Raw genomic sequence first — 23,959 nt, forward strand, 5'->3', positions numbered from 1 at the left:
TGCAGGGAGTGAATTCAGGTTATAGCAGCTCGTGGGCTTTGGCGTAATCAATTAATTCCACGATGCTTTGCACACCCAGCTTGGAATAAATATTGGATTTATGCGCGCTAATGGTCTTGTTGCTTAATAGTAGCTGTTCAGCTATTTCCTTGTTGGATAATCCATTCGCCAGATACCGTAATACCGTGACCTCGCGATTCGATAATGGCATATCTACTGCCATCCCTTTCCCGGAACCCAAATGGTTTATAAAGTTCAACGTCTCTGACGGGAAAAAGGAATAGCCCATCAGAATCATTTCTACGGCGTTGTAGATCTCACCCAAATCTTTTCGTTTACTGACGAAGCCATTTGCCCCGGCGCGAATGGCGCGACCTGCGTAAAACAACTCTGATTTAGACGAGAGGAACAGAACCTTAATATTTTTGTTTAAGTTCCTGATTCTCTTTAGTAAAGAGAAGGCATCCGTGCCCGTGAGTTCAATGTCAAGGATCACCAGATCGATAGGGTGATTGCGGATACAGTCAAGGACTTCATGGCTATCGCCAGACTTGAGCTTGACTGTGATATTCTTATTTTTCTGTAGCAGGACTTCTATCGACATTCTGACGATAGGATGTTCGTCCATAATGATAACGGATGCCGGTTTCATTTTTAATGCCTCAGATTGTTAAAAGCGTTATGCAGAGTTTGGTAAAACTCTCGAAATGCCGGAAGGATATAATGTGCAGATCCCTATACCGTAGTATTTCCCTGGAAAGAGCGAACGCATCCTTGTTTACGTAATGAAAAGAACTATGCCTCAGCGCGGTCATCTCATTAGGCTGGTGTTGGCAAAAAGGTTTTTCTTATTCATATTTGATACGCATCTTATTATACAGGGTAAGTTTTTTCCGAAAACCCTGTAAATTAATATGAGGGTATTGGTTTGTATTATCTTCTGGATCTGAATCGCTATTTTTTTAAATTTAGCGGAAATATCCTGTTATCTCATTTACCGCATATTTTCATCTTTATGTAATAACAAAAAATAACAGATATCTCTGTATGTTGATTAATTGTTAACAATAATACGCCTCTTTGAAAGGGACGAACCCGCAAAAGTGAGGTTAAAAATTGCTCTCGCAGGCCGTCTGACCTTCATCTGAAAGTGCTTACGCCGATCCGGATAACGGCGTCTGGTGCACAGGAGAACGTGCTGCCCGCTTTGCTTTTTACTCCTGGCAGTTGTCGCTAAGCTGCTTGTTTTTACATCATTATCATCTTGTTAACGCCTTCTGCATTCGCTTAACGGATGGAGGAAAGTGCTGCCGTTCCGCTAATCTGTGGCATTTCACAAGGTTCGCGCCCATAAATTAGGAATAGTTATAAATTCGATTATATTGTTAAAAATTAACATTTTCGCAACGCAAGTGGTAAGTAAATTCTTAAACCGCTTTAGGAAATAAGGGGTTAGGAGGTGAGTGAAAACGTGCAGTCTGAGAGGTTATTAAGAAGATGCAGCAATTCCTGGCGATGGCTTAGCCCCAGCTTTAGGAGGATGCAGCTGAGACGATAGATAATGCGGCTATAGGGGCGATTCTGCATAAGGGCAATCTGACGTAACGTCTTGCCCCGGGAAAGTTCCTGCAGGATCGGCCATTCGTTGCGTGAGAACCAGTCTTTCTCGGTTCCCGGCGGAGGGAGGGGATCCTGCAGGCTGTGCTGGAGCGCGGCGGCGTTCAGCTGACGTTCGAGTACATGAAAGGGACCTGCCGCTTTACAGAAGAGGCGGGTGTCGTAATTATCGGCCCGGACCAACAGCCAGGGCGTCAGGAACGGAGGAAACAGGCTATGCCGTCTCAACTGATCCAGTTTCTCCAGAAGCCCCGTGGATCGGCTTTCAATATCCACGACCAGACGGGCTGAGGGCCACTGCGTCTGAGCGATAAGGGCGTCGTCCAGCGTGGCGTAGTCGCAGCAGCTGCTCAGGGGAAACTGCCCGTGGAGAAAACCGGTGCGCAGGTAGTGATCCTCCGTCACCAGAAGGATAAACGGGGCGTCTGTTTTGCGGGGCTGGCTGATGGACTGGCTCAAAAATTCGAGCCGGTCGAAAAAGGGGGGAGCAAAAGGTGAGCGCGTAAATCCCAGTGCATCACTTCCTGTACGCCGCCGCCGGTAACGGCGCACTGTCATTCGCATGGTCTCCCTCCTGGAAATGGCGTTTTAATCCTCCGGCCATGTCCAGGACGGCCAGTAATATCCCTGGCCGAGGTCTGCGCCTGCCTGCAGTGCCCAGGTACGATCGCGTTCAGTCTCAATACCTTCAATAAGCACTTTCCCGGCAAGCTGAAAGCAAAGGGAAACCAGTTGCCTCAGCGCAGGGGTGTCGCGTAAACGCCAGAATGCTTCCTTATCTATTTTGATGCCGCTTAACGGGAGTCGGCAGGATAAAAACGACTGCACTGTGACGTCATCCACGTCATCAAGCCAGATTGCGTGTCCCTGTCTGCAAAGTTGCCGCAAATTTTGAACGACATGCTGCTTCTCTACGAGGGAAAGCGCCAAAAAGGACGCGAGGTCGACAATCTCAATATTGAGCGGCACGCCTGTTAACCGGATAAGTCGCTGAAAAGACGCGGGCTCTGTCAGGACGGTTATCGGCAGATTAATAAAAAGATTATGACCGTGCGGCGTATTTTTTAACGCGGCAAGCTGCGCTTCAAGCAGCGTTATCGACCACTCTGCGGAGCGATCGCAAAAAAAGTTCTCGCTGTCCCGCGTGTCGGAAAGAACGCTAAGGACCTCCACGCCAACCTGGCGCAAGGAGGAAAGGGCGACGATGGGCTCAAGCTTAATGCCGACGATGTCCTGAGAAATGTACTGTAACCGGGGGGGCGTATCGATCAGGTTTTGCGCTGTCACTCCATTGTCCTGTTGTCTGTCAGCCTCCAGGCGGCCGGGATACCTGACTCTAGTGTGACGAGCTGACGGTCAGGAAAACAGCAGGCGTTACTTAAATGCAACTAAGCCTTTTCGCAGCGCTAAATTTTACGGTGAAACAGGGCGAAATGTTGAGAAAATAGCCGTATTTACAATCGGCTAGCGGTAATTGGCCCTGAAAACGGAAAAGGCATTGACTCACCTGCCATTGACCGTATAATTCTTCGCGTTTCACCACCGCGAAGTACACGCATATCAGTGCGCCCTTAGCTCAGTTGGATAGAGCAACGGCCTTCTAAGCCGTAGGTCGTAGGTTCGAATCCTACAGGGCGTGCCATTTCATTTCATAGAGTTACGCCTCTTTCACATCCTCCTGATTTCCGCTGTGGGACATATTTGGGACATCGCCCCTAAAATTTACCGGTCAAGAAGGACATTTATGTGGTATCTACTCGCAACTTCGCTTGCCGCACTCTCCCTTAATAAAAGCCTGGCTTATCTAATGCTGGGATTAACGGCATTTCTCGGCTGGAAACAGGGCATTCTTGACGCCCCGGCGCTGCTGGTTATTGCATCAATCGTCGTTGGCTGGTCTGTTGTTGAATGGCTACGGAATAAAAATAATAAATATACATATCTGGTCGAAGGCCTGTGCGTGGCCATCGCCGTTGCCCTGGTTTTGCATGTGATCCCGGGTTTTCATAACCCCAAAGTGCTGGATGCTGTCGTCGTTGGTCCGCAAAGCATACCGTTCAGTATGTACTTTAATATGGACAAGGCAGTGGTGCCGTTCTTTTTAATTACGTGCATGCCAACGTTATTCGTCGCAAAACCCCTCTATAAAGCGGGCAAGGTCGGCTGGGGAATATTGGTTCTTGCGATACCCGTGCTGTTACTTCTGGCTGTTGCGTTGGGTGGACTTAGAATTGAGCCGCATGCGCCAGAATGGTTCGCTCAATTTGCCCTTGCGAATATTTTTTTCGTCTCTTTGGCTGAGGAAGCCTTGTTCAGAGGCTACCTGCAGCAACGCTTGTCCCGGATTATTCATCCTGTTGTCGCGCTGTTGATTGCCTCAGTCATCTTTGGACTGATGCATTATAGCGGCGGTTTACTTCTGATTATTTTTGCCAGCCTCTCCGGCATTATTTACGGCCTGGCGTGGATGTGGAGCGGCAGGCTCTGGGTTGCAACGTTATTCCATTTTGGGCTTAACTGCGTGCATTTATTGTTCTTCACCTATCCTATGTATGCCCCTCATGCGGTTATGTGATGCTTTTAAAATTAGTCGCCTTATAAATTTAGCGACCTCCGGATAAGCATAAAAAGCCCCGCAAGATCGGGGCTTTTATATCTGCCGGGCGCATGAATAACAGATTTACCTTCGCGTCATAATGAATAGAAGGCTAATGAATTTCACTGTAGGCAGGCTTAAGGTTTTCTTAATTTAAAAATTATCTCTCATTAAAATTTGGATTTTTATCATTCTAAAACCTGCTAAAAAGAAATTTTACACTTTTACGACTAAACTCGATTGATACTAATTATCATTAGCGTTGTTGTATGCTTTAATCCTGTCCCACAAAGCTATGAGTCGTTAATCCCGTTGGTCTATAAAGGATATGTTCATGAATTCTCGCCTGCTGTCCTGCTTCTCGCTTGCCTTGTTGTCTTCATCCCTTTTCCTTTCCACACAAGCGGTTGCCGCTGATAACAACGAAGGTATCGTTGTTTATAACGCGCAGCACGAAAACCTGGTGAAGTCGTGGGTTGACGGTTTTACCAAAGAAACCGGCATTAAAGTCACTCTGCGTAATGGCGATGACAGCGAGCTGGGTAACCAGCTGGTTCAGGAAGGCAGCGCGTCACCGGCAGACGTGTTCCTGACGGAGAACTCTCCTTCTATGGTGCTGGTGGATAATGCCAACCTGTTTGCGCCATTGGATGCAGACACCCTGAAGCAGGTACCGGCAGAATATCGTCCGGCGCACGGCCGCTGGATTGGCATCGCGGCCCGCAGCACGGTGTTTGTGTATAACCCGGAAAAGCTGAACGAAAAGCAGCTGCCTGAATCGCTGATGGATCTGGCAAAACCCGAGTGGAAAGGCCGCTGGGCGGCATCACCGTCAGGCGCGGATTTCCAGGCCATCGTGAGCGCGATGCTGGCGCTGAAAGGCGAAAAGGCCACGCTGGAATGGCTCAAGGCGATGAAAGCCAATTTCGTTGCCTATAAAGGCAATAGCACCGTGATGAAAGCGGTCAATGCCGGTCAGATTGATGGCGGCGTGATTTATCACTACTACCGTTTTGTCGATCAGTCCAAAACCGGTGAAAACAGCAAAAATACCCAGCTTTACTACTTCAAACACCAGGATCCGGGCGCGTTCGTGAGCCTCTCTGGCGGCGGCGTGCTGGTGTCCAGCAAACACAAAGCGCAGGCGCAGGCCTTCATCAAATACATTACCGGTAAAGAAGGCCAGGAAAGCCTGCGGACCAACAACGCCTTTGAATATGCCGTGGGCGTGAACGCGGCCTCAAACCCGAAACTGGTCCCGCTGAAAGATCTTGATGCGCCGAAAGTTGAACCTTCAACGCTCAACAGTAAAAAAGTTATCGAGCTGATGACGCAAGCCGGCCTGCTGTGATCCTGAGAGTGAAGTGAACGTCTTATGTCTGGTCTGAGTCTCGACATCGGAAAAAACAGAGTGCAGGAGCCTGCCCGCAGGCGTCCTGCACTGCCGATGGTTGCGTTAGCTGTGTTGTTTTCATTAATGGCGCTTCTGCCTTTGGGTTTTATCATTGCCATTGGCATTGAGACCGGCTGGGAAACCATTAAGGCGCTGGTGTTTCGCCCGCGTGTTGCTGAGCTGCTCAGCAACACGCTGTGGCTGACGGCTTTAGCGGTTCCGCTGTGTATCGTGACGGGCGTGGCAATCGCCTGGCTCACGGAGCGCACGCAGCTTGCCGGGCGAGGGATCTGGTCCGCACTGGCGGTCGCCCCGCTGGCGATCCCCGCGTTTGTGCAAAGCTATGCCTGGGTGAGCGCTGTCCCTTCCATGCACGGGCTCTCCGCGGGCGTGTTTCTCTCGGTTCTTGCCTACTATCCGTTTATCTATATGCCGGTTGCGGCGGTGCTGCGTCGCCTTGACCCGACGCTGGAAGATGTCGCCGCTTCGCTGGGTACGCCGCCGTGGCGGGTCTTTTTCCGCGTGGTGCTTCCCCAGCTTAAGCTCGCTATCTGCGGCGGCGCGCTGCTGGTGGCGCTGCACCTGCTGGCGGAATATGGCCTGTACGTGATGATCCGCTTTGATACCTTCACCACGGCAATTTATGACCAGTTCCAGTCTACCTTCAGCGGCCCGGCGGCGAACATGCTGGCGGGCGTGCTGGCCTTGTGCTGTCTGGCTATATTAATGCTGGAAGGCGTGACGCGCGGAAAAGCACGCTACGCGCGCATTGGCGCCGGGGCCGCGCGCGAGCAGAAACGCTGGCCGCTGAAGCCTGCGGCCGCCGCGCTGGGCCAGCTGTTTTTCATCGTGCTGATCGTGCTGGCGCTGGGCGTGCCGTTAATTGTCCTGTGTCGCTGGATTTGGCTCGGCGGCGTGCAAAACTGGATGAGTGCCGATCTCTGGCACTCCCTGCGCCAGACGCTGATGCTCGGCGTGGGCGGCGCGCTTCTGACGACGGCGTGCGTGATCCCCATCGCGTGGCTCGGTATCCGCTATCCGCACCGCATCTTCCGGACGCTGGAAGGGTGTATCTATATCACCAGCTCGCTGCCGGGCATCGTCACGGCGCTGGCGCTGGTCACCGTCACCATTCACTACGCCCGTCCCATTTACCAGACGGAAATTACCCTGTTCCTTGCCTACCTGCTGATGTTTATGCCCCGTGCGCTCATCAACCTGCGGGCGGGGATTGCGCAGGCGCCGGTCGAACTGGAGAACGTGGCGCGCAGCCTGGGCAGCACGCCCGCGAAGGCGCTCTGGAGCGTCACGATGCGGCTGGCCGCGCCGGGTGCGGCGGCGGGGGCCGCGCTGGTTTTCCTCGGCGTCAGCAACGAGTTGACCGCCACGCTGCTGCTCTCTCCGCTGGGCACGCGCACGCTCTCCACCGGATTCTGGGCGCTGACCAGTGAAATTGACTATGTTGCCGCCGCGCCTTACGCGATGCTGATGATCCTGATTTCACTCCCGCTGACCGCCATTCTCTATATGCAGTCGAAAAAAATTGCAGGGCTATGACATGCTTGAATTAACCGCCATTTCTAAATCGTTTTCTGATGTGCAGGTGCTCGACAGCTTAAACCTGAGCGTGGCGCCGGGGAGCAGGACGGCGATTGTCGGGCCGTCCGGGTCGGGGAAAACCACGCTGCTGCGTATTCTGGCCGGGTTCGAAACGCCTGACACCGGGCGCATTGTCATGCAGGGGAGAACGCTGTTCGATGAAAATAGTTTTGTTCCCGCCCACCTGCGCCGGATCGGTTTTGTGCCTCAGGAGGGGGCGCTGTTCCCGCACCTCAATGTGGCAGACAACATCGCCTGGGGGCTGGACGGCACTCGCCACGAGAAGCGCCAGCGCGTTGAGGCGCTGATGGAGATGGTTTCTCTGGACAGGCAGCTCGCAACGCACTGGCCCCACGAGATTTCCGGCGGACAGCAGCAGCGCGTGGCGCTTGCCCGTGCGCTGGCCCAGCGACCTTCACTGATGCTGCTGGATGAACCGTTCTCGGCTCTGGATACCGGCCTGCGCGCGATGACGCGTAAGGCAACGGCCGATCTGCTGGCCGAAGCGGGCGTGGCCTCGATTCTGGTCACCCACGACCAGAACGAAGCGTTGTCCTTTGCTACGCAGGTCGCCGTCATGCGCTCCGGACGCTTCACGCAGGTCGGTACGCCTTATGACGTCTACACCCGTCCGGTTGACGAAGAGACGGCGCTGTTTCTTGGCGATGCCGTGATCCTCCCTGCTCAGCTCGCTGCCGGGTATGCCGTGTGCGCGCTGGGTGAAGTGCCGACGGACAACGCGCATGCAACAGGGCAGGGCAGGGTAATGATGCGCCCTGAACAATTACGCGTGACGGCATGTGCAGCGCATGAAAGCCCGATCTCGATTCTCGACGTGGACTTCACCGGCCAGCTGTCAACGCTCACCCTGGGATTAGCCGGGCAGCAGCAGCCCGTAATTCTGAAGACCGTAAGCCAGCCAGGATGGAACCCGGGCACGGCTGTACGCATTGATATTGCTGGCACCGCGCGGGTATTCGAATATTCTTAATATTCGTTAGTAATTTCATGCAACGGGTTGTTATAAAAGATTTTTCCCGAACGCATGGCAATTCCTGAGATTCTCTACCATGCTCATAAAACCTCACCACAATGCGTGAGGTTTTTCGTAGTTGCTGATTAATCTCAAGGAAAAAGGTTATGAAAAAGACGACTGCTATTTTGTTGGGAACGGCGTTACTGTTTACGACCAATGCTTTTGCTGCCCAGCTACTCACTAAAAGCGAGTTCAAGAAAGTTGCATCTCAATATAAAAAAATCGGTACGGTAAACACCTCGAATGAAGTATCGGTGGATGATGCGAAAAAAGAACTGATTGAGAAAGCCGATAAGCAAGGCGCGGATGTCCTGGTGCTCACTTCAGGGAACACCAACAATAAAATTCACGGTACGGCCAATATCTACAAGAAAAAATAATGTTATTCCAGCCATCCCCGAAACGGGGTGGCTGTTCCCCCTCTTTTCTCGCCAAATCTCCTTATGAACGCGGTTACACTTGCTAACGCATGGATAATGCGTATAGTTCTCATTTGCATTGCATTCAATACATTCTAAGGCCCGACAACGGGTCATTTTTGCGCGCACTTTAAAATGAGTTAACGATGAACAACACCAAAATACACAAGACGCTGCTGGCGCTCGCCGTTGGCGCGGCGACACATTCCGCCTTTGCGGCGGACAATCAAAAAGAGGACACCCTCGTTGTCCAGGCTGCACCAGCCAGCGATTTCAAACCCGGCGGCGATCAATTGGTACCGGCCTTCCTTGACGGACAGGTGGCGAACGGCGGGCGCATGGGTATGCTGGGCCAGCAAAACGCCATGGACGTGCCGTTCAACATCATCAGCTACACCTCGAAGCTGGTGGAAGATCAGCAGGCGAAAACCATTGCCGATGTCGTCGCGAACGACGCGGGCGTGCAGTTCGTTCAGGGGTACGGCAACAGCGCGGAGACCTACCGCATCCGTGGCCTGAAGTTCGACGGCGACGACATGACCTTTGGCGGCCTGTCCGGCGTGCTGCCGCGCCAGGTGGTGGATACCCAGATGGTCGACCGCATCGAGATCTTCAAAGGGGCCAACTCGCTGATGAACGGCGCGGCAAGTTCCGGCGTGGGCGGGATGATCAACCTTGAGCCAAAACACGCGGGCGAACTCCCGCAGGCGAAAGTCGGCGTGGACTACACCTCGGATTCCCAGATTGGCACCACGCTGGATGCGGGCCGTCGCTACGGTGACAGCGACCAGCTTGGCGCGCGGGTGAACCTGGTTCATCGCGAAGGGGAAACCGGCATACCGAATGACCGCCGCCGCACCACGCTGCTCTCTACCGGCCTGGATTACACCGGCGACCGCTTCCGCACCTCGCTGGATCTGGGCTATCAGAAGAAAACCTTCCACGGCAGCCCGACCAGCGTCAATATTTCCGCGGTGGATTTCGTTCCCGAGCCGCCGAAAAACGATCGCAACTTCTCGCAGAAGTGGGCCTATAGCAACATCGAAAACGAATTCGGGATGTGGCGCAGCGAGTACGACATCACCGACGGCTGGACCGCCTATACCGGTCTTGGCGCGCAGCACGCGCACGAGGAAGGCATCTACAGCGCGCCGAAGCTGGTGGATAAAAGCGGCAAGGCAACGGTCAGCCGTCTTGATACCAACCGCATCAGCGATTCCGTCAGCGGCATGGCGGGCGTTCGCGGTAATTTCAATACCGGCTTCGTCTCGCACAAGGTCAACGTTGGCTATTCGGCGATGACCAAAAATGAAAAAATCGCGTGGAAAATGTCGGCGGCGAAGGATAACCCGACCACCAACATCTACCACAACACCGGCGTCGACATGCCGGACAGCACCAACTTCAGCGGCTCCGGCGGAAAGTACAGCGATCCGCTGACCAGCGGGCGCACCCGTACCCAGGGCTGGCTGCTGAGCGATACGCTGGGCGTGCTGGACGACAAGCTGCTGTTCACCGCAGGTGCCCGCCATCAGAAAGTCGTCATTCGCGGGTATAACAAAGTCACCGGTGCGGAAAACGCGGCGGACGGCTTCGACGGCAGCCGCTGGATGCCCACCTACGGCGTGGTCTACAAGCCGTGGGAGGTAATTTCCCTCTATGCAAACCACACCGAAGCGCTGCAGCCGGGCAAAACCGCACCTAACACCGCCACCAACTATGGTCAGAGCACCGGTATCGTTCACTCTAAGCAGAACGAAGTGGGCGTGAAGGCAGACTTCGGCCGCGTGGGCGGGTCGCTTGCGCTGTTTGAAATCAAAATGCCGTCGGCGATCCTTGACGACAGCGGCCACTACGGCCTGGACGCCGAGCAGCGTAACCGTGGCGTGGAGCTGAACGTCTTCGGCGAGCCAATGCTGGGGATGCGCCTGAACGCCAGCGCCACCTGGCTGCAGGCCGAGCTGACCAAAACCAAAAATGGCGTGAATCAGGGTAACGATGCGATCGGTATTCCGAACTTTTACGCCGTAGTGGGCGCAGAGTACGACATCAAGCCGGTTGACGGCCTGACCGCCACCGCCCGCGTGAACCACTCCGGCGCGCAGTACGCTGACCTGGCAAACACCAAAAAGCTGGACAGCTACACCACGCTGGATCTGGGGATGCGTTATCGCTTCGCGGTGAACCACAATGAAAACCAGATGACGGTTCGCGCGGGCATCGACAACGTGACCAATGAAAACTACTGGGCCAGCGTGGACGATTCCGGTACCTATATTACGCAGGGCGAACCGCGCACCTTTAAGGTCTCGGTTGGCTACGCGTTTTAAGCGTTCCACCTCGTTATCCGGGGCAGGGATGCCCCAATCCCTTGCTACCTCCAGCATGAAGTGTTAAAACGTGCCCCTTCTAAAAAAGAGACAGGGGTAGGACGTGAAAGACGCGTCATCCGCTTCAGGCCATGGTAGCGCTGAAGCCTCGTCGGATCAGAATCCGACGCTGCAACGTGGTTTGCAAAATCGACATATTCAGCTCATTGCCCTTGGCGGCGCGATCGGTACCGGGCTGTTTCTCGGCATCGGCCCCGCTATTCAGATGGCTGGCCCGGCGGTGCTGCTGGGTTACGGTATCGCCGGGATTATCGCCTTCCTGATCATGCGCCAGCTTGGCGAAATGGTCGTTGAAGAGCCGGTTTCAGGCTCCTTCGCGCACTTTGCTTATAAATACTGGGGCCCGTTTGCAGGCTTCTTGTCCGGCTGGAACTACTGGGTGATGTTCGTGCTGGTGGGGATGGCGGAGCTGACCGCCGCAGGCATTTATATGCAGTACTGGCTGCCGGACGTCCCGACGTGGATCTGGGCGGCGGCCTTCTTCATCATTATTAACGCCGTTAACCTTGTGAACGTGCGCCTGTACGGTGAAACCGAGTTCTGGTTTGCGCTGATCAAGGTGCTGGCGATTATCGGGATGATCGGCTTTGGCCTGTGGCTGCTGTTCTCCGGCCACGGCGGCGAGCGCGCCACGATCGACAACCTTTGGCAGCACGGCGGCTTCCTCGCCACCGGCTGGAAAGGGCTGATCCTCTCCCTGGCAGTGATCATGTTCTCCTTCGGTGGACTAGAGCTGATCGGCATTACCGCCGCGGAAGCGCGCGACCCGCATAAAAGCATTCCCAAAGCGGTCAACCAGGTGGTGTACCGTATTCTGCTGTTCTACATCGGCTCGCTGGTGGTGCTGCTGGCGCTCTATCCGTGGGTGGAAGTGAAGTCCGACAGCAGTCCGTTCGTGATGATTTTCCACGATATGAACAGCAACCTGGTGGCATCGGCGCTGAACTTCGTCATTCTGGTGGCGTCTCTGTCGGTCTATAACAGCGGCGTTTACTCCAACAGCCGCATGCTGTTCGGCCTCTCCGTGCAGGGCAACGCGCCGAAGTTCCTCACCCGCGTCAGCCGTCGCGGCGTGCCGGTGAATTCCTTGTTCCTTTCCGGCGCTATCACCTCGCTGGTGGTGTTGATTAACTATCTGCTGCCGAAAGAGGCTTTTGGCCTGCTGATGGCGCTGGTTGTCGCTACGCTGCTGCTGAACTGGATCATGATCTGCCTGGCGCACCTGCGCTTTCGCGCCGCGATGCGCCGCAAGGGACGCGAGACGCAGTTCAAAGCGCTGCTTTACCCGGCGGGGAACTACATCTGTATCGCTTTCCTCGGGCTGATTCTGGTGCTGATGTGCACTATGGATGAGATGCGTCTTTCGGCGATGCTGCTGCCGGTGTGGGTTATCTTCCTGTTTGTGGCGTTTAAGCTTTCCCGCAAAAAGTGATCCGCTTTTCTCCCTCTCCCCGTGGGAGAGGGCCGGGGTGAGGGCACCACACCAAACCGCACCTGCCTTCACGCCCGGTGGCGCTTCGCTTACCGGGCCTACAAACGGATTATCTGGCGATAACGCCCGCCAGGGATCGAATATCGTTCCCGGTCGGGGACTGATGAATACGCAGCCCAAATTCATCCACCACCGCGAATATATGGTCGAAGATGTCGGCCTGAATCTCCTCATATTCTGCCCAGACCACCGTGTTGGTGAAGGCATATATTTCAATCGGCAAACCATTCGCGTCAGGCGCTAGCTGGCGCACCATCAGCGTCATATCTTTGCGAATACGCGGATGGTTGCGCAGATATTCATTCAGGTAGGCGCGGAAGGTACCAATATTGGTCATCTTACGCAGATTTAATACCGATTCCCCTTCACCGTTCTTCTGATTCCACAGGCTAATTTCCTCATGTCGCGCGGCCAGATAGGGCTTCAGCAGCTTCGCCTGAATGAGTTTCTGCTGCTCCTGCTCGTCGAGAAAATGAATGCTGGTGGTATCAATATTCAGGCTGCGCTTAATGCGTCGCCCGCCGGAGGCGGACATGCCGCTCCAGTTGATAAAGGCGTCGGACACCAGGGCCCACGTCGGAATGGTGGTGATGGTGTTATCAAAATTGCGCACTTTAACGGTGGTCAGACCGATGTCCGTTACCGTGCCGTTGGCACCGTATTTTGGCATCTCCAGCCAGTCGCCGAGCTTGAGCATGTCGTTGGCGGAAAGCTGAATCCCTGCCACCAGTCCCAGTATCGGGTCTTTAAACACCAGCATCAGCACGGCGGCCATGGCGCCGAGACCGCTTATCAGAATCGCCGGGGACTGGCCGATCAGCAGGGAGATAATCAATATCCCCACCAGGATGGCGCTCACCAGCTTGATGCCCTGGAAGATCCCCTTCAGCGGCAGCTGTGATGCGGTGGCCATTTTCTGCGACAGATTAAAAATCACGTCCAGCAGCGAGAAGAAGGAGAGCAGGGCATACACCATGACCCACAGCTTTGCGCAGGTAGTGAGAATTTCCGCCGCTTCGCTGCCTTTTTGCAGCCACAGTACCGCCTGAACGTTGACGATTATCCCCTGAAGGGTGAAGGCCAGACGGTGAAATAATTTATTCTGGGTAATGATCTGCAGCCATAAATGGCTGCTGGCCTGCGCGCGTTTTTCGAACGCGCGAAGCACCACTTTGTGCAGAATAAAATGAACGATGATGGCGGTAAGAAAAATAATACCAAAGATAATCACTAAAGAGGTGGTGTGATTAATTTCAATGCCTAACTCTTCAACCTGAGCAATTAATTCCTGCATAACGTCTCCTGTATTGATGCAGCCCCATAATGGCGGCTGCGGATCTATTATGCAAATTCACGGGCTTATTTGGTGGCCTGGCAGACCTTCACCACCGGCAGGCACAGGCGATGGCGGATGCGCAGCGTCGCCAGGGCAAGCACCACCATCATGACCGTTTCCACCATCAGGAAGATGTTCACCGACTGGGTGTAATCCCCGTGATGGTTATGCAGCGCGTGCAGCAAAATCGCGCCAAAAATGGCCGGGCCAAGCCCCAGCGCGGCCTGCTGTAGCGTGCTGAGAATAGCGCTCGCGGCCCCCGCGTCGTCAGGCTGAATATCGCGCATCCCGATGCGGTAGAAGCTGTTCACGATCAGCGCCTGCCCGTAGCCGACCAGCCCGGTCGCGGGCGCCAGCGTCAGGGCGGTATTCTCCATTCCCCAGACGCGGAACGTAGCGATCAGCGCCAGCAGGCCGGCAATCTGGATCGCCAGACCCGTCAGCAGAATGGTACTGGTGCTGTAGCGAGCAATCAGCCGCGGCGCGAACCACGCCGAAATAAAGTAAGTTACGCCCAGCGCGATAAAACTGTTTCCGGACTGCCACGGTGCCATCCCCAGACCGGTTTGCATGGTCAGCGCCATACAGAACATAAACCCGGACCAGACGCTGAAAAAGAGCATCGCAATCAGAATGCCAAAGCGAACGCTGCGAAGCTGCAGCAGGCGCGGCGGGATCAGCGGGTGGGCATTCTCTCGCTCTTTTTTGCGCGCATTCAGCGCCGTCAGCCAGCCCAAAGGAATAATGGCGAGAAGCATAACCTTCAGCGGCCACGACCAGTGCCACTGTGGGCCGAGCGCCATCGGGAACAGCAGGCAGCAAAGAATGATCGCCAGCAGCACGGTTCCGGTCCAGTCGATGCGTGACGGCGTCTCGCGACGGGTTTCGGGTACGAAATGGCGGCTCAGCCCCAGCACCACCAGACAAATCGGCACGTTGATGAAGAAGGCGTTACGCCAGCCCAGCCCGGCGATATCCGCCGACACCAGCCAGCCGCCGCCCATCTGGCCGACGATAAACGCAATCCCACCGATGCCGCCAAACAGGCTGATGGCCTTAGCGTGCGCCGTACCTTTCAGCGTCACGTGCAGGGTAGCAAGAATTTGCGGCACGATCAGCGCGGCTCCCGCCCCCTGAACGATGCGCGCGGCCAGCAGCTGTTCAATGTTCCCCGCCATCCCGCACAGCAGCGAGGCCAGGCCAAAGCTCGCGACGCCCCACATGAACAGACGCCGACGGCCAAAGTTATCCCCCAGCTTGCTGCCGAGCGCGAGGCAGACGGCGAAGGCCACGCCGTAGAGGGCGACGATGAGTTCCAGCTCTGTGGCGGTGGCGTTCAGCGAATGGGTGATGGCGTCCAGCGCGACGTTGGTGATTGAGGTATCAATCATCGGCAGCATCTGGCCGGTTAGCAGCAATATCAGGCCAGCGCGGCCGGGTGAAACAACTGACGTATTCATGGTAACTCCATTGCGTCATTCAACAGATGGTCGTAGCATCAACCATCTGATAAACGGGTACCAGTTCTTGCTTATACTGGTACTGGCACTACCATGCAGGGGGATTTATGGCCTTGATGTCTGAACCCGTCGTCTCACTTCAGGATGACACCCGAAAACAGCTGGGGGCATTTTTACGCGCGCGACGCGAAAGCCTCGATCCGCAGCGTCTTGGCCTGCCGCGCAGCGGTCGTCGCCGCACGCCGGGCCTGCGCCGGGAAGAGGTGGCGATGCTCGCGGACGTGGGAGTGACCTGGTACACCTGGCTTGAGCAGGGCAGGGACGTCAATCCGTCCAGCGCGGTGATGGCTGCTGTGGCAAGAGCGCTGCAATGCACCCCGACCGAGGCCCGACACCTGTTTGTGTTAGCCGGGCTGCCGCCGGGTGAAGCGCCGCAGGCGGTTTGCTGCGAGGGTATCAGCGAGGGCACGCGCCGCCTGCTGGATACGCTGATGCCTAAACCCGCCAGCATTCAGAAACCGAATTTCGACATCGTGGCGTGGAACGACAGCTTCGGGCACCTGATGGGCGTCGATTTCAATGAAATCCCGCCGGAAGACCGCAACTGTATTTACCTGTTCCTCACCCATCCGGCGTGGCGCGCGCGTCTCGGCAGACGTGACGATGTGCTGCCGATATTTGTCTCCTATTTCCGGGCAGCGATGGCCGAGCACCGGGGCGATCCGCTGTGGGAGGCCAAACTGGCGCGCTTCTTTGCGGTGTCGGAAGAGTTTAAAACCCTGTGGCACCAGCGCAACGACGTGCGCGGCGTGGAGAACCAGCTCAAGCTGTTCACCCATCCCGAGCTGGGGGATTTTACGCTGCAGCAGATGTACTGGTACTCAGCGCCGCGAAACGGGTCGCGGCTGCTGGTGTATTTACCGGTGGATGAGGCGGGGGAGCGGGCGATGGAATGGCTGGCGGAGCGCGGGGCTGTGTGAGATTTGTCGTCCCGGCGAGCGAAGCGCCGCCGGGTAACGATCGCCGATCAGTAATTTGCCGGCAGTTTGTTCACCTTCAATAAAATGCCTCTTTTGACCTCAATAAAATCGCCTTCGCGCAGATCGCTAAGAATTTTCATTACCCGACTGCGCGAGAGCCTTGTTTTATCCTGAATATAATCACTGACGTTAATTGAAAGACGGAGCTCTTCCTCCTCTTCCATGAGCGCGTTAAGGTTGATGCGAATCAGTTCGTACGTCGACAGACCCGCAGAGTTTTGGTACACCTCAGAAAAACGCTTCAGGGCATACATATAGAGATAAGCAGTTTCACGCCAGATGGAAGCATTATCGATTTTTTCGAGCACTTCTTTTCGCGGCTGTATTTCATACCGCACTTCGCTATACGCTTTGTAAAGGAAAAAATTATTTAACTCGCTAAATTCATTGATGCCAACAATCAATGGCCCCTGAAAATAGCTTAATAACAACTGATCGGAGTTTCTGTATGCCGCTACAAGACCTTCATGAATCACGATAACCATAGGCTCCGGAAAGGAAGCCAATGAGATAATCTGGCGCATTTTCGCCGTGCGGATAAGAGACGGTTCTGAGACAACGGAAATAATTTTATTTATGTCATGTATTGGTTTCATGATGTCTAACGATCCCAATGAGAGGTATCAAAAGTATATCAGAAGTAAAACAATATCATGTTCTGGCTGTAAACGGGTGAAACAAAACAGGATGAGTTGTAGGCAAAGGACATCGTAATCACTGAGCTGATTGTTACCGGAGTCACACCACCTGATTTGCTGAATGCTCGCGTCTGTAGATCCCAGGTTGGTTTGCCGTCGGTGGCATCAGCAATATTAATGGTTGACGTCTTACCGTTACCGTACGGCTCTTCGGACTTCCCTTCCAGTTGAACAGCTACGTTGGTTGCCGTACCAGGGGTATGCAACAACAGCATCAGCGGTGCCGTGGAAAGTAGCTGTCATGCGGATGTTCCTGCCGGGCAATTTCCCAGTGAGACGGTAATTGGCACCCAAGGCGAACTGCTGCCTGCAGCATTCAGATCCGCAGTTTGCAGGTCTTTACCGCCCCCCAGGCCAATTGTCATATTTGCGCTGGCAGCGCTCACTTCACATGGAGAGGCAATCACATTACCTGTAATGTTCAGCGTTACCGGATCGCTTGCCAGGACATAAAATAAATGTACGTTGATGAATGATAAGTTGTTGTTTGATTTGCAAAATATTGATATTGATAAATTTTCATCACAAACAGGTTTTTCACCGTACAAGAGTGCCATTCAAAATAGGGTACTTAACTGTGATGCAAATTCAAATATTAATATTGTGTTGACTGGGGTTAAAAATCCTGACTCATCTAAAGATTCAGTGTTGTCTTTAAGTAATCAAGGTCAGCCCGGAGTGGCGGATGGTGTGGATATTGAAATAGTGTATGATGGTCAGCCTCTGGAATTAAATAAACTGCATAAACCTTATGCGATCTAATGGAGGACAGTAAATCCTCCCAATAACCGCCCATTATTATTAAACGAAGAGCCAAGTAAAACCTGGCACCGCTAACGGGATTGCAACGCTGAACCTAACCTATCAGTAAATTCATTTGAGATAAACCGGGCAGGATGCCCGGCCTCGCATTCTTCACCCGCGCTTCTTTTCAATTCCCTCGTCTCTCGCACCGCCAGAGCTAATATCACTTCTTTTACCACGAACGTCTCTGGCTTAAGCTGCGCCGTTATCACCTCTGTCCGTTTTCCACTACGACCTAAATACAGATGAATACTACAGATCCAGCTGGCGGGGTAGAGTCCGTTTAGAAATACTAAAATTTTTATTTAAATTATAGCTTAATATTCATGGGCTTTCTCTCACGGTTTAAATCTGTCGTTCCACGGCATTAACCGATGGGCCTCCATTTTTAATTTTTCCGCTTCTGTATGCCGTTTTAAAAAATAAAGAATATTGATCTGAACGTTATACGCATCTTCTTCCATATGCAGCTTTATCCACTGGGCGTTACTACGCATGAATATTTCCAGCTTCCCAAATCCCCGTGTTCATTGAAATTCGCCAGATGCAACAGTGTAATATCGCGCTGATAGCGCATCTGCATCAGCCAGGGAACATGCAGACGAGTAATGCTCTGCCGATCCGCAAGCCGGGCAGTTTCAAAATTGCCCAGCGTGATGCTGGCGCAAAAGAGCTGGAATGAGAGCATGATGCCGTATAAAGCAATCGCCACCAACGGCAAGCGGAACAGAGCAAGGCGCAGGGTGACGACAGGAGCATTCCCTTCTGAGGCGGCCAGCAACAGCAGCACGGCGAAGAAATGCGCACAGAATAGTAAAGCGGAAACTCCACCTGCGTAAGCAGCAGGATCGGCAGCGTGGTTAGCAACGCCGCCCACTGCCAGAGGTTTTTGCGTCGGCGGCACAGTACCACCCAGCCCCAGCCCTGCCAGGGGTGAACGCCGATCATGCGCAGCGTGTACGCCAGGGTCAGTCAGCGCTGTTGGTTAGAGCCTTTATGCTGGAGCGATGCCACAACCGACGGCTGAAGTATCACCGTGCCGAGCAGGGCGGCAAGCCCGGTCGCAAGAAACGAGGCGGTCACGTTTACCTGTTGAAAGATGCCGGGCGCGTAGCCGGAGTATTTTTCGGCCAGTGAATTGGGTAGATATTGCGGACAGTAAAACCCGGCCAAAGAGAGTGCGCACTCAATAACAGCTGCGGCGGCAAGTAGATAAAAAAAGGGCAACCGTTTCCTTTTCCCTGATGGGTTGCTGCAGGAGCGTAAGATAAGCGAAAACTCCCTCCAAAATGCCGGAAGAGTAAACAGCACTGCGCTTGCAAATAATAGTAAACAAGTGGGGGTGATACTCACCGTTTTTGCCCTCAGGCACAGCCACACGATGGGGCCCAGGAGCGCGATAATTCCCAAACTCAGCAGGTTCAAGCCGTAATCGCCGCTGTTTGGCCAGGGAAGATGCATCAGTACCAGCCAGTAAAGACTAATAATAGACAGTATTTAGCATGCGTATCGTGCGGGTCTGCGGCAGCGTGTTTGCTGGAGTGATCAAAGAAGACATCTGCATGTTCATTTGCGCCTGAAGAGGGTAAATCATGATTGTATTTACCCCCTCCGACAGGGGCTAACGCTCCTGCGTCCAATCTGAGGCTTTCAGTGTCAGTACTGCCATTGCACCGAAAACCCAAGCGTGACGGGACTGGTATGCATCTCATCCGGTTTTGCCAAAGGCACACCCGCAAAAAGGTCATACCCCAGATGGCCTTTTATCCCGCGCACGCCTGCGACCGCACCGGCAATGTGCGCCCCGCTCCAGTAATCATTTTCTGAGCCGCTGACTTCGCCATAGTCTGCGCCAATGTACGGCTGCATTCCCCATACCGGCAGATTCAGGTTGATATCGTTGCGCAGATACCAGCCTTTGTCGGCATACAATGAGGACTCTCCGTCAAAGCCGCGCACCGTCCAGCGGTTGCCGATGGTGAACTTATCGGGCTGGGTCAGCCTGTCCGGAGTGGTCTGTTGCTTGAAATGCGGTTCATAGCTGAGGGAAAACTTGCCCAGTTTGAATGGGAAAGTACCGTCTGCACTCAGCGTAATGATGCGCGCCTGCGCGTCGGCACTGCCCACTATCTCTTCAGCATCGGGTTCTTCACCAAACCACGGTGCGGCATGTTGATAACCGAGGCTTGCCGTAAGCTGACCGAAGGGAAGATAGGCTAAATGTTCCAGGCTGAGCTGCCAGCTGCTGGTGTCCCGGTGCTGAACCTCCACTTCCACGTCGTTAAGATCGTAGCGGGAATCCCGCTTGATCCCTTTAAAGCCCAGCGTGGTTTTCTGGCTCGCGCTGCGGTAAACCACGCGGTTAAGCGCGGCGGTCATTAACTTTTCATCGCTACTGTACCGGTAGTTAAAATCACCGCTATGGAGAGTCTGCGTCGTTCTGTACTGGCTGGCATAAAGTTCCAGCGCCCAGTATCCCCAGGGAACGGAGTAAAACGCCGAGGTATTATCGTTACGCTTGCCGTTTTCATTCTTGAAACCACCGCCATACGCGGCATAAAACATATCGTTGAGCGAGGTGGGGTTATCCAGATACAGCGCCAGGCCCCCCTGGTACCGTCCGGTGTATTTACTACCGGAATCATCAAACCAGCTGCCCAGTCGCCAGGCTTTACGCTGGTCGCGCTTGATCTCAACGCGGGTATCGCCAGGATTTTCCCCCGGCACCAGACGAATACTGGCCTGCGAACCGGGAATACGCTGCAGGTTTTCCAGCCCCTGTTCCAGACCGCGTAAATCGAGGAGATCGTCCGGCCCTTGTGGGACGTTATTCCAGCGATGAACGGGGAGGCCGCTTTCATCCTGAATAATGACATCACTGACGCGTCCAGGCAGAATTCGCAGGGTTAACGTTCCCTTGTGCAAATTTTGCTCCGGTATTAATACGCGGGTAGTAATAAATCCGTGGGATATTAATCGATTCTGCACGGCCGTATGTATGGCTTTAATTCCCTTCACGCCGATACAGTTATTCTCAGCCTGACGAATGATATCGCGAAAAGTGAGCCAGTGAGGAAGCGACTGCGTATTGTCGATGTTCAGATGCTGAATGTCGTAGCACACTGTCTCATGTGGCAGTGCAAGCGCATCAGTTGCGAGCATGCCTTCTGATGAAAGGACTGACTTCCCAGGCGGTGCAAGCTGTTCGTGCCTCGCCTGATCCTGCTGCTGAGTGGTGGCCGGTTCAGCATGTACAGTGTCGGGAAGTGACGCGAGCAGTGATAGCAGAACGAGGCCAGATCGATAATTAGTCATGTAAATAACTTTATGGACCGCGAAGGATCCTGAATATAACGAAAAAATAGATAGCCCCATTCCAGGAATGGGGCTTTGGTTTATGTCAAACGATTACGCGGTATAAATGGAGTAGCCGCCTGGGTAATAAACGATATCCTGAATGGGATACCCGTAATACAGATCGCCCGGATAATAGACAACGCCGTTTTCCCAAACGCCATTACCTTCAGGTGTACCGTTTGGCTTAACGGTGGTATTTCCACTATTATTCGCCGTGGTATCTGAATCTGGGTTGGTATTATTGTTATCAGCAGTGTTACTACCGTTATCTTGATTTGCTGTACCGGTCTCGTTAATCACACCCATGTTATTGACGTAACCCATGGTGTACACGCGATCGCCGGTAATTTTACCGCTGGCTTCGTTGTTAATGCCGTTTGCCGTGTTCAGCGTAATACCGCTTGCACTGGTGATGTTACCGCTGTTGGTCAGGTAGTTGCTGACCAGGGTAATACCGTTATCAGCAGACAGCGTACCGCCGTTGATGAGGGTTACGCGGTCCATCTGTGCGTTCAGGGTATTACCCGCCACAATCGTGCCGTAGTTATACGCGGTGCTTTGAGACCAGCCGTAGCTGCCCATTACGTCGAGATTAATGTCATGCGCCGCGCGGATGTCACCGCTGTTGTCCAGATTGTTCATGACAAACAGCATGGCATCAGAACCCGCGTTGATCTGGCTGCCTGCATCGGTCATCAGATAAGAGGCGGTAATGTTGATGTTATGGTCTGCGACGAGCGTACCGTTACCCCGGTTTTCCAGGCTAGTGGTGTTCAGGTTGATATCATTCTTGCTGACGATCGAGCCGCTGTTGGACAGGTCTGCCAGCTGAAGATCCATCTGATTAGCGGTAATGTCGCCGCTGTTGTCGAACTGACTGCTGTTCATCTGCAGCGCCAGGCGACCGCCAGCCGCGATGGAACCGCTGTTCTGCACCGGGCCGCCATAGTTATTCCAGCCATTAGAACCGATGGTTAACATCATATCCTGACCCGCTTTAAGGGTTCCGGCGTTCTGGAACGTACCGGTCACGGTCATGTCGATATTGCCGCCTGCTTCCATCTTACTGGCAAGGTCAGAATAGTAGGACGTGCCGTACATAAAGAGGTCTTTTTCGGCTGCGATGGTGCCGGACATATTATCCAGCGCGCCATTGATTGAAACAGAGCCGTCGCTGTGGATTGATCCATTGCGGTTAGAGAGCATGTTGTTGCCGCTCACCTGAAGCTGGCTGTCAGATCCCAGAGACTGAATCACACCGTTATCGTTATTCAGCATGGAGGCGCTAATCATGTTCCAGCCGTTCCCGGCGGAAATGAGACCGTTGTCGTTCGTCAGCGTGTCGACATTGACGCTCATCGCACCGTTGGTTTCTACGCGGCCAGCGGAGTTGTTCAGGCTGGCAGCGTCAACGTTGAGGGCACCCTTAGCAACAATGCGGCCATGGGTATTATTCACGCCCTGCGCGTTGTAATTCCATGAGGCGCGTTCGATCGTCAAATCGCCATTGCTGAGAATTTCACCGTCGCGGTTGTCCAGCGAGTCAGCGGTAATAAAGGTATTCTGGCTGCCCTGAATGGAACCATGGCTGTTAACGGTATTTTTGCCGGAAACATTCACCATCGCAGCTTTAATGACGCCGTTAGTGTTGTCCAGCGTGTTGTCTGCGGCTACGGACACCATACCTTCAGAGGTAATCTGACCGTTATGGTTCAGGACATCACTTCCCATCACGGTAGCTGAATTTTTACCGCTGATATGTCCACCGTTGTTTTCGACCACACCATCAACGTTGATTGACAGCGTGTCGGATGCCGTCAGGTCAGCACGATCGATATGCACGCCAACGCCGGCGTCAGTGCCTTCCATATAGATTTTATTCGCGTACATGGAGCCCAGCGCAGACACATCCAGCGCTACGTCAGGGGCATTGCTGCTGTCATACTTCTTCTGCACACGGCCATATTTATCAATGTGGTTGTTACCCGTGACGATATTCAGTTCGTTAGCCTGAAGTTTCGCATTGACCTTCACTGAACGGGCAATAATGTCGGTGTACTGCGTAGAACGAGTATCCATCCCTTTACCGGTGATGGTCACCTGACCTTTGCTCACATCCAGACCGCTAACATCACCCTTGTTGTCGTAGGTGGCAGTACCGGTGGTCAGCGTAGCGTGGTTGGTATTGATAAAGCCGCAACCGTCACAGGTGATGCCTGATGGGTTGGCGATAATCACCTGCGCGGACTGGCCTGCCACTTCGACCATGCCGTTCAGCTGGCTCGGATCGGATGAACGCACTTCGTTCAGGATCACTTTAGCGCTGCCGCCGGCCATATTAGCGTTGCCATTGATCTGGCCTGCTAATTGGGTGTTGGTTGCTGTGCCGCTGTTATTCAGGATCACGCCGTTGCTGTCGACGTTAAATTCGGAATAAATGTTATGGGAAACTCCACCTGCGCTCGCCTTGTTGATATCAACAATGGTAGCGCCACTTGCATCCGTATGAATGGCCGGTTTATCGGTATTACCTGCCACGATGGCAGCCTGAGCTGGCATAATCATGCCCAGCGCAAGCATGGTCGCAAAGCAGGTCGGCGCCAGTTTGGCGTGCAATACCTTTGAATTAGCCTGTGTGCTCACTGCACTTTTATTTTTCATATATCTATCCTTGTAATTCCTTGAAAAAGTATTCCCATTTCTCTTTATGCGAAATGGACGC

The 23,959-nt window shown here is 53.7% G+C and carries 20 protein-coding genes and 1 tRNA gene; 10 read left to right on the top strand and 11 right to left on the bottom strand.

The annotated features are described in order from the left end of the window. Window positions 1–19 precede the first annotated feature (19 nt). From fimZ to NWV12_RS05175, 3 genes are all read right to left on the bottom strand, one after another. Window positions 20–652 carry a fimbria biosynthesis transcriptional regulator FimZ gene (fimZ, locus tag NWV12_RS05165; protein WP_032661427.1) on the bottom strand — a complete coding sequence of 211 codons (633 nt, stop codon included), beginning with the start codon at window positions 650–652 and terminating at the stop codon, window positions 20–22. Between the two features lie 800 nt (window positions 653–1,452). Next, window positions 1,453–2,181: a response regulator transcription factor gene (locus NWV12_RS05170; protein ID WP_048975481.1), complete on the bottom strand. Its 729-nt coding sequence runs from the start codon at window positions 2,179–2,181 to the stop codon at window positions 1,453–1,455. Window positions 2,182–2,205: 24 nt separating this feature from the next. Further along, on the bottom strand, window positions 2,206–2,904 hold the full coding sequence (locus tag NWV12_RS05175; RefSeq protein WP_048978911.1) for an EAL domain-containing protein: 699 nt from the start codon (window positions 2,902–2,904) through the stop codon (window positions 2,206–2,208). A gap of 278 nt (window positions 2,905–3,182) precedes the next feature. On the opposite strand from NWV12_RS05175, the gene NWV12_RS05180 reads away from it, so the two are divergent. From NWV12_RS05180 to pheP, 8 genes are all read left to right on the top strand, one after another. Next, window positions 3,183–3,259, top strand: a tRNA-Arg gene (locus tag NWV12_RS05180). A gap of 102 nt (window positions 3,260–3,361) precedes the next feature. Further along, window positions 3,362–4,192: a CPBP family intramembrane glutamic endopeptidase gene (locus NWV12_RS05185; RefSeq protein ID WP_048978964.1), complete on the top strand. Its 831-nt coding sequence runs from the start codon at window positions 3,362–3,364 to the stop codon at window positions 4,190–4,192. 355 nt (window positions 4,193–4,547) lie between these two features. Then, entirely contained in the window at window positions 4,548–5,564 is a 1,017-nt protein-coding gene (locus tag NWV12_RS05190) for an iron ABC transporter substrate-binding protein (RefSeq protein ID WP_048978910.1), read from the top strand. 24 nt (window positions 5,565–5,588) lie between these two features. Then, window positions 5,589–7,163 (top strand): iron ABC transporter permease, encoded by a 1,575-nt coding sequence (locus tag NWV12_RS05195; RefSeq protein ID WP_048978909.1) that lies wholly within the window; start codon window positions 5,589–5,591, stop codon window positions 7,161–7,163. Between the two features lies 1 nt (window position 7,164). After that, window positions 7,165–8,196, top strand: a complete 1,032-nt coding sequence (locus NWV12_RS05200) for an ABC transporter ATP-binding protein (RefSeq protein ID WP_048978908.1) — start codon at window positions 7,165–7,167, stop codon at window positions 8,194–8,196. Window positions 8,197–8,345: 149 nt separating this feature from the next. Beyond that, window positions 8,346–8,621: a DUF1471 family periplasmic protein YahO gene (gene yahO, locus NWV12_RS05205; protein ID WP_033144835.1), complete on the top strand. Its 276-nt coding sequence runs from the start codon at window positions 8,346–8,348 to the stop codon at window positions 8,619–8,621. A 185-nt stretch (window positions 8,622–8,806) separates the two neighbouring features. Next, a complete protein-coding gene (locus tag NWV12_RS05210; protein ID WP_048978907.1) occupies window positions 8,807–10,990 on the top strand; it encodes a TonB-dependent siderophore receptor in 2,184 nt (727 codons plus the stop codon). Between the two features lie 103 nt (window positions 10,991–11,093). Further along, complete coding sequence (pheP, locus tag NWV12_RS05215) at window positions 11,094–12,482, top strand: phenylalanine transporter (RefSeq protein WP_029741065.1); 1,389 nt, start codon at window positions 11,094–11,096, stop codon at window positions 12,480–12,482. Between the two features lie 109 nt (window positions 12,483–12,591). Here the strand turns inward: pheP and NWV12_RS05220 are convergent, their stop codons facing one another. Together NWV12_RS05220 and NWV12_RS05225 are read right to left on the bottom strand one after the other, a co-directional pair. Continuing rightward, window positions 12,592–13,836 (bottom strand): mechanosensitive ion channel family protein, encoded by a 1,245-nt coding sequence (locus NWV12_RS05220; RefSeq protein ID WP_048978906.1) that lies wholly within the window; start codon window positions 13,834–13,836, stop codon window positions 12,592–12,594. Window positions 13,837–13,901: 65 nt separating this feature from the next. Then, the gene (locus tag NWV12_RS05225; protein ID WP_048978905.1) at window positions 13,902–15,338 is read right to left on the bottom strand and encodes an MFS transporter; all 1,437 of its coding nucleotides are present in this window, start codon (window positions 15,336–15,338) and stop codon (window positions 13,902–13,904) included. A 107-nt stretch (window positions 15,339–15,445) separates the two neighbouring features. On the opposite strand from NWV12_RS05225, the gene NWV12_RS05230 reads away from it, so the two are divergent. Next, entirely contained in the window at window positions 15,446–16,318 is an 873-nt protein-coding gene (locus NWV12_RS05230; protein WP_048978904.1) for a helix-turn-helix transcriptional regulator, read from the top strand. A gap of 47 nt (window positions 16,319–16,365) precedes the next feature. On the opposite strand, the gene NWV12_RS05235 is transcribed toward NWV12_RS05230, so the two are convergent. Both NWV12_RS05235 and NWV12_RS05240 read right to left on the bottom strand, forming a co-directional pair. Continuing rightward, window positions 16,366–16,902: a helix-turn-helix domain-containing protein gene (locus NWV12_RS05235; RefSeq protein WP_176690013.1), complete on the bottom strand. Its 537-nt coding sequence runs from the start codon at window positions 16,900–16,902 to the stop codon at window positions 16,366–16,368. 110 nt (window positions 16,903–17,012) lie between these two features. After that, window positions 17,013–17,291, bottom strand: a complete 279-nt coding sequence (locus NWV12_RS05240) for a hypothetical protein (protein WP_048978903.1) — start codon at window positions 17,289–17,291, stop codon at window positions 17,013–17,015. Window positions 17,292–17,544: 253 nt separating this feature from the next. Here NWV12_RS05240 and NWV12_RS05245 point away from each other — a divergent pair, with 253 nt between their 5' ends. Continuing rightward, on the top strand, window positions 17,545–17,838 hold the full coding sequence (locus NWV12_RS05245; protein ID WP_162531705.1) for a hypothetical protein: 294 nt from the start codon (window positions 17,545–17,547) through the stop codon (window positions 17,836–17,838). Window positions 17,839–18,352: 514 nt separating this feature from the next. On the opposite strand, the gene NWV12_RS05250 is transcribed toward NWV12_RS05245, so the two are convergent. From NWV12_RS05250 to NWV12_RS05265, 4 genes are all read right to left on the bottom strand, one after another. Further along, window positions 18,353–18,784 carry a hypothetical protein gene (locus NWV12_RS05250; RefSeq protein ID WP_143345986.1) on the bottom strand — a complete coding sequence of 144 codons (432 nt, stop codon included), beginning with the start codon at window positions 18,782–18,784 and terminating at the stop codon, window positions 18,353–18,355. Between the two features lie 68 nt (window positions 18,785–18,852). Next, complete coding sequence (locus NWV12_RS05255; protein ID WP_048978902.1) at window positions 18,853–19,341, bottom strand: pilin glycosylation ligase domain-containing protein; 489 nt, start codon at window positions 19,339–19,341, stop codon at window positions 18,853–18,855. A 195-nt stretch (window positions 19,342–19,536) separates the two neighbouring features. Then, window positions 19,537–21,195: a ShlB/FhaC/HecB family hemolysin secretion/activation protein gene (locus tag NWV12_RS05260; protein ID WP_048978901.1), complete on the bottom strand. Its 1,659-nt coding sequence runs from the start codon at window positions 21,193–21,195 to the stop codon at window positions 19,537–19,539. 93 nt (window positions 21,196–21,288) lie between these two features. Next, window positions 21,289–23,898 (bottom strand): filamentous hemagglutinin N-terminal domain-containing protein, encoded by a 2,610-nt coding sequence (locus NWV12_RS05265; protein WP_101744449.1) that lies wholly within the window; start codon window positions 23,896–23,898, stop codon window positions 21,289–21,291. Between the last annotated feature and the right edge of the window lie 61 nt (window positions 23,899–23,959).

The sequence above is a fragment of the Enterobacter sp. Crenshaw genome (assembly GCF_024734705.1).
GTDB lineage: Bacteria > Pseudomonadota > Gammaproteobacteria > Enterobacterales > Enterobacteriaceae > Enterobacter > Enterobacter asburiae_B.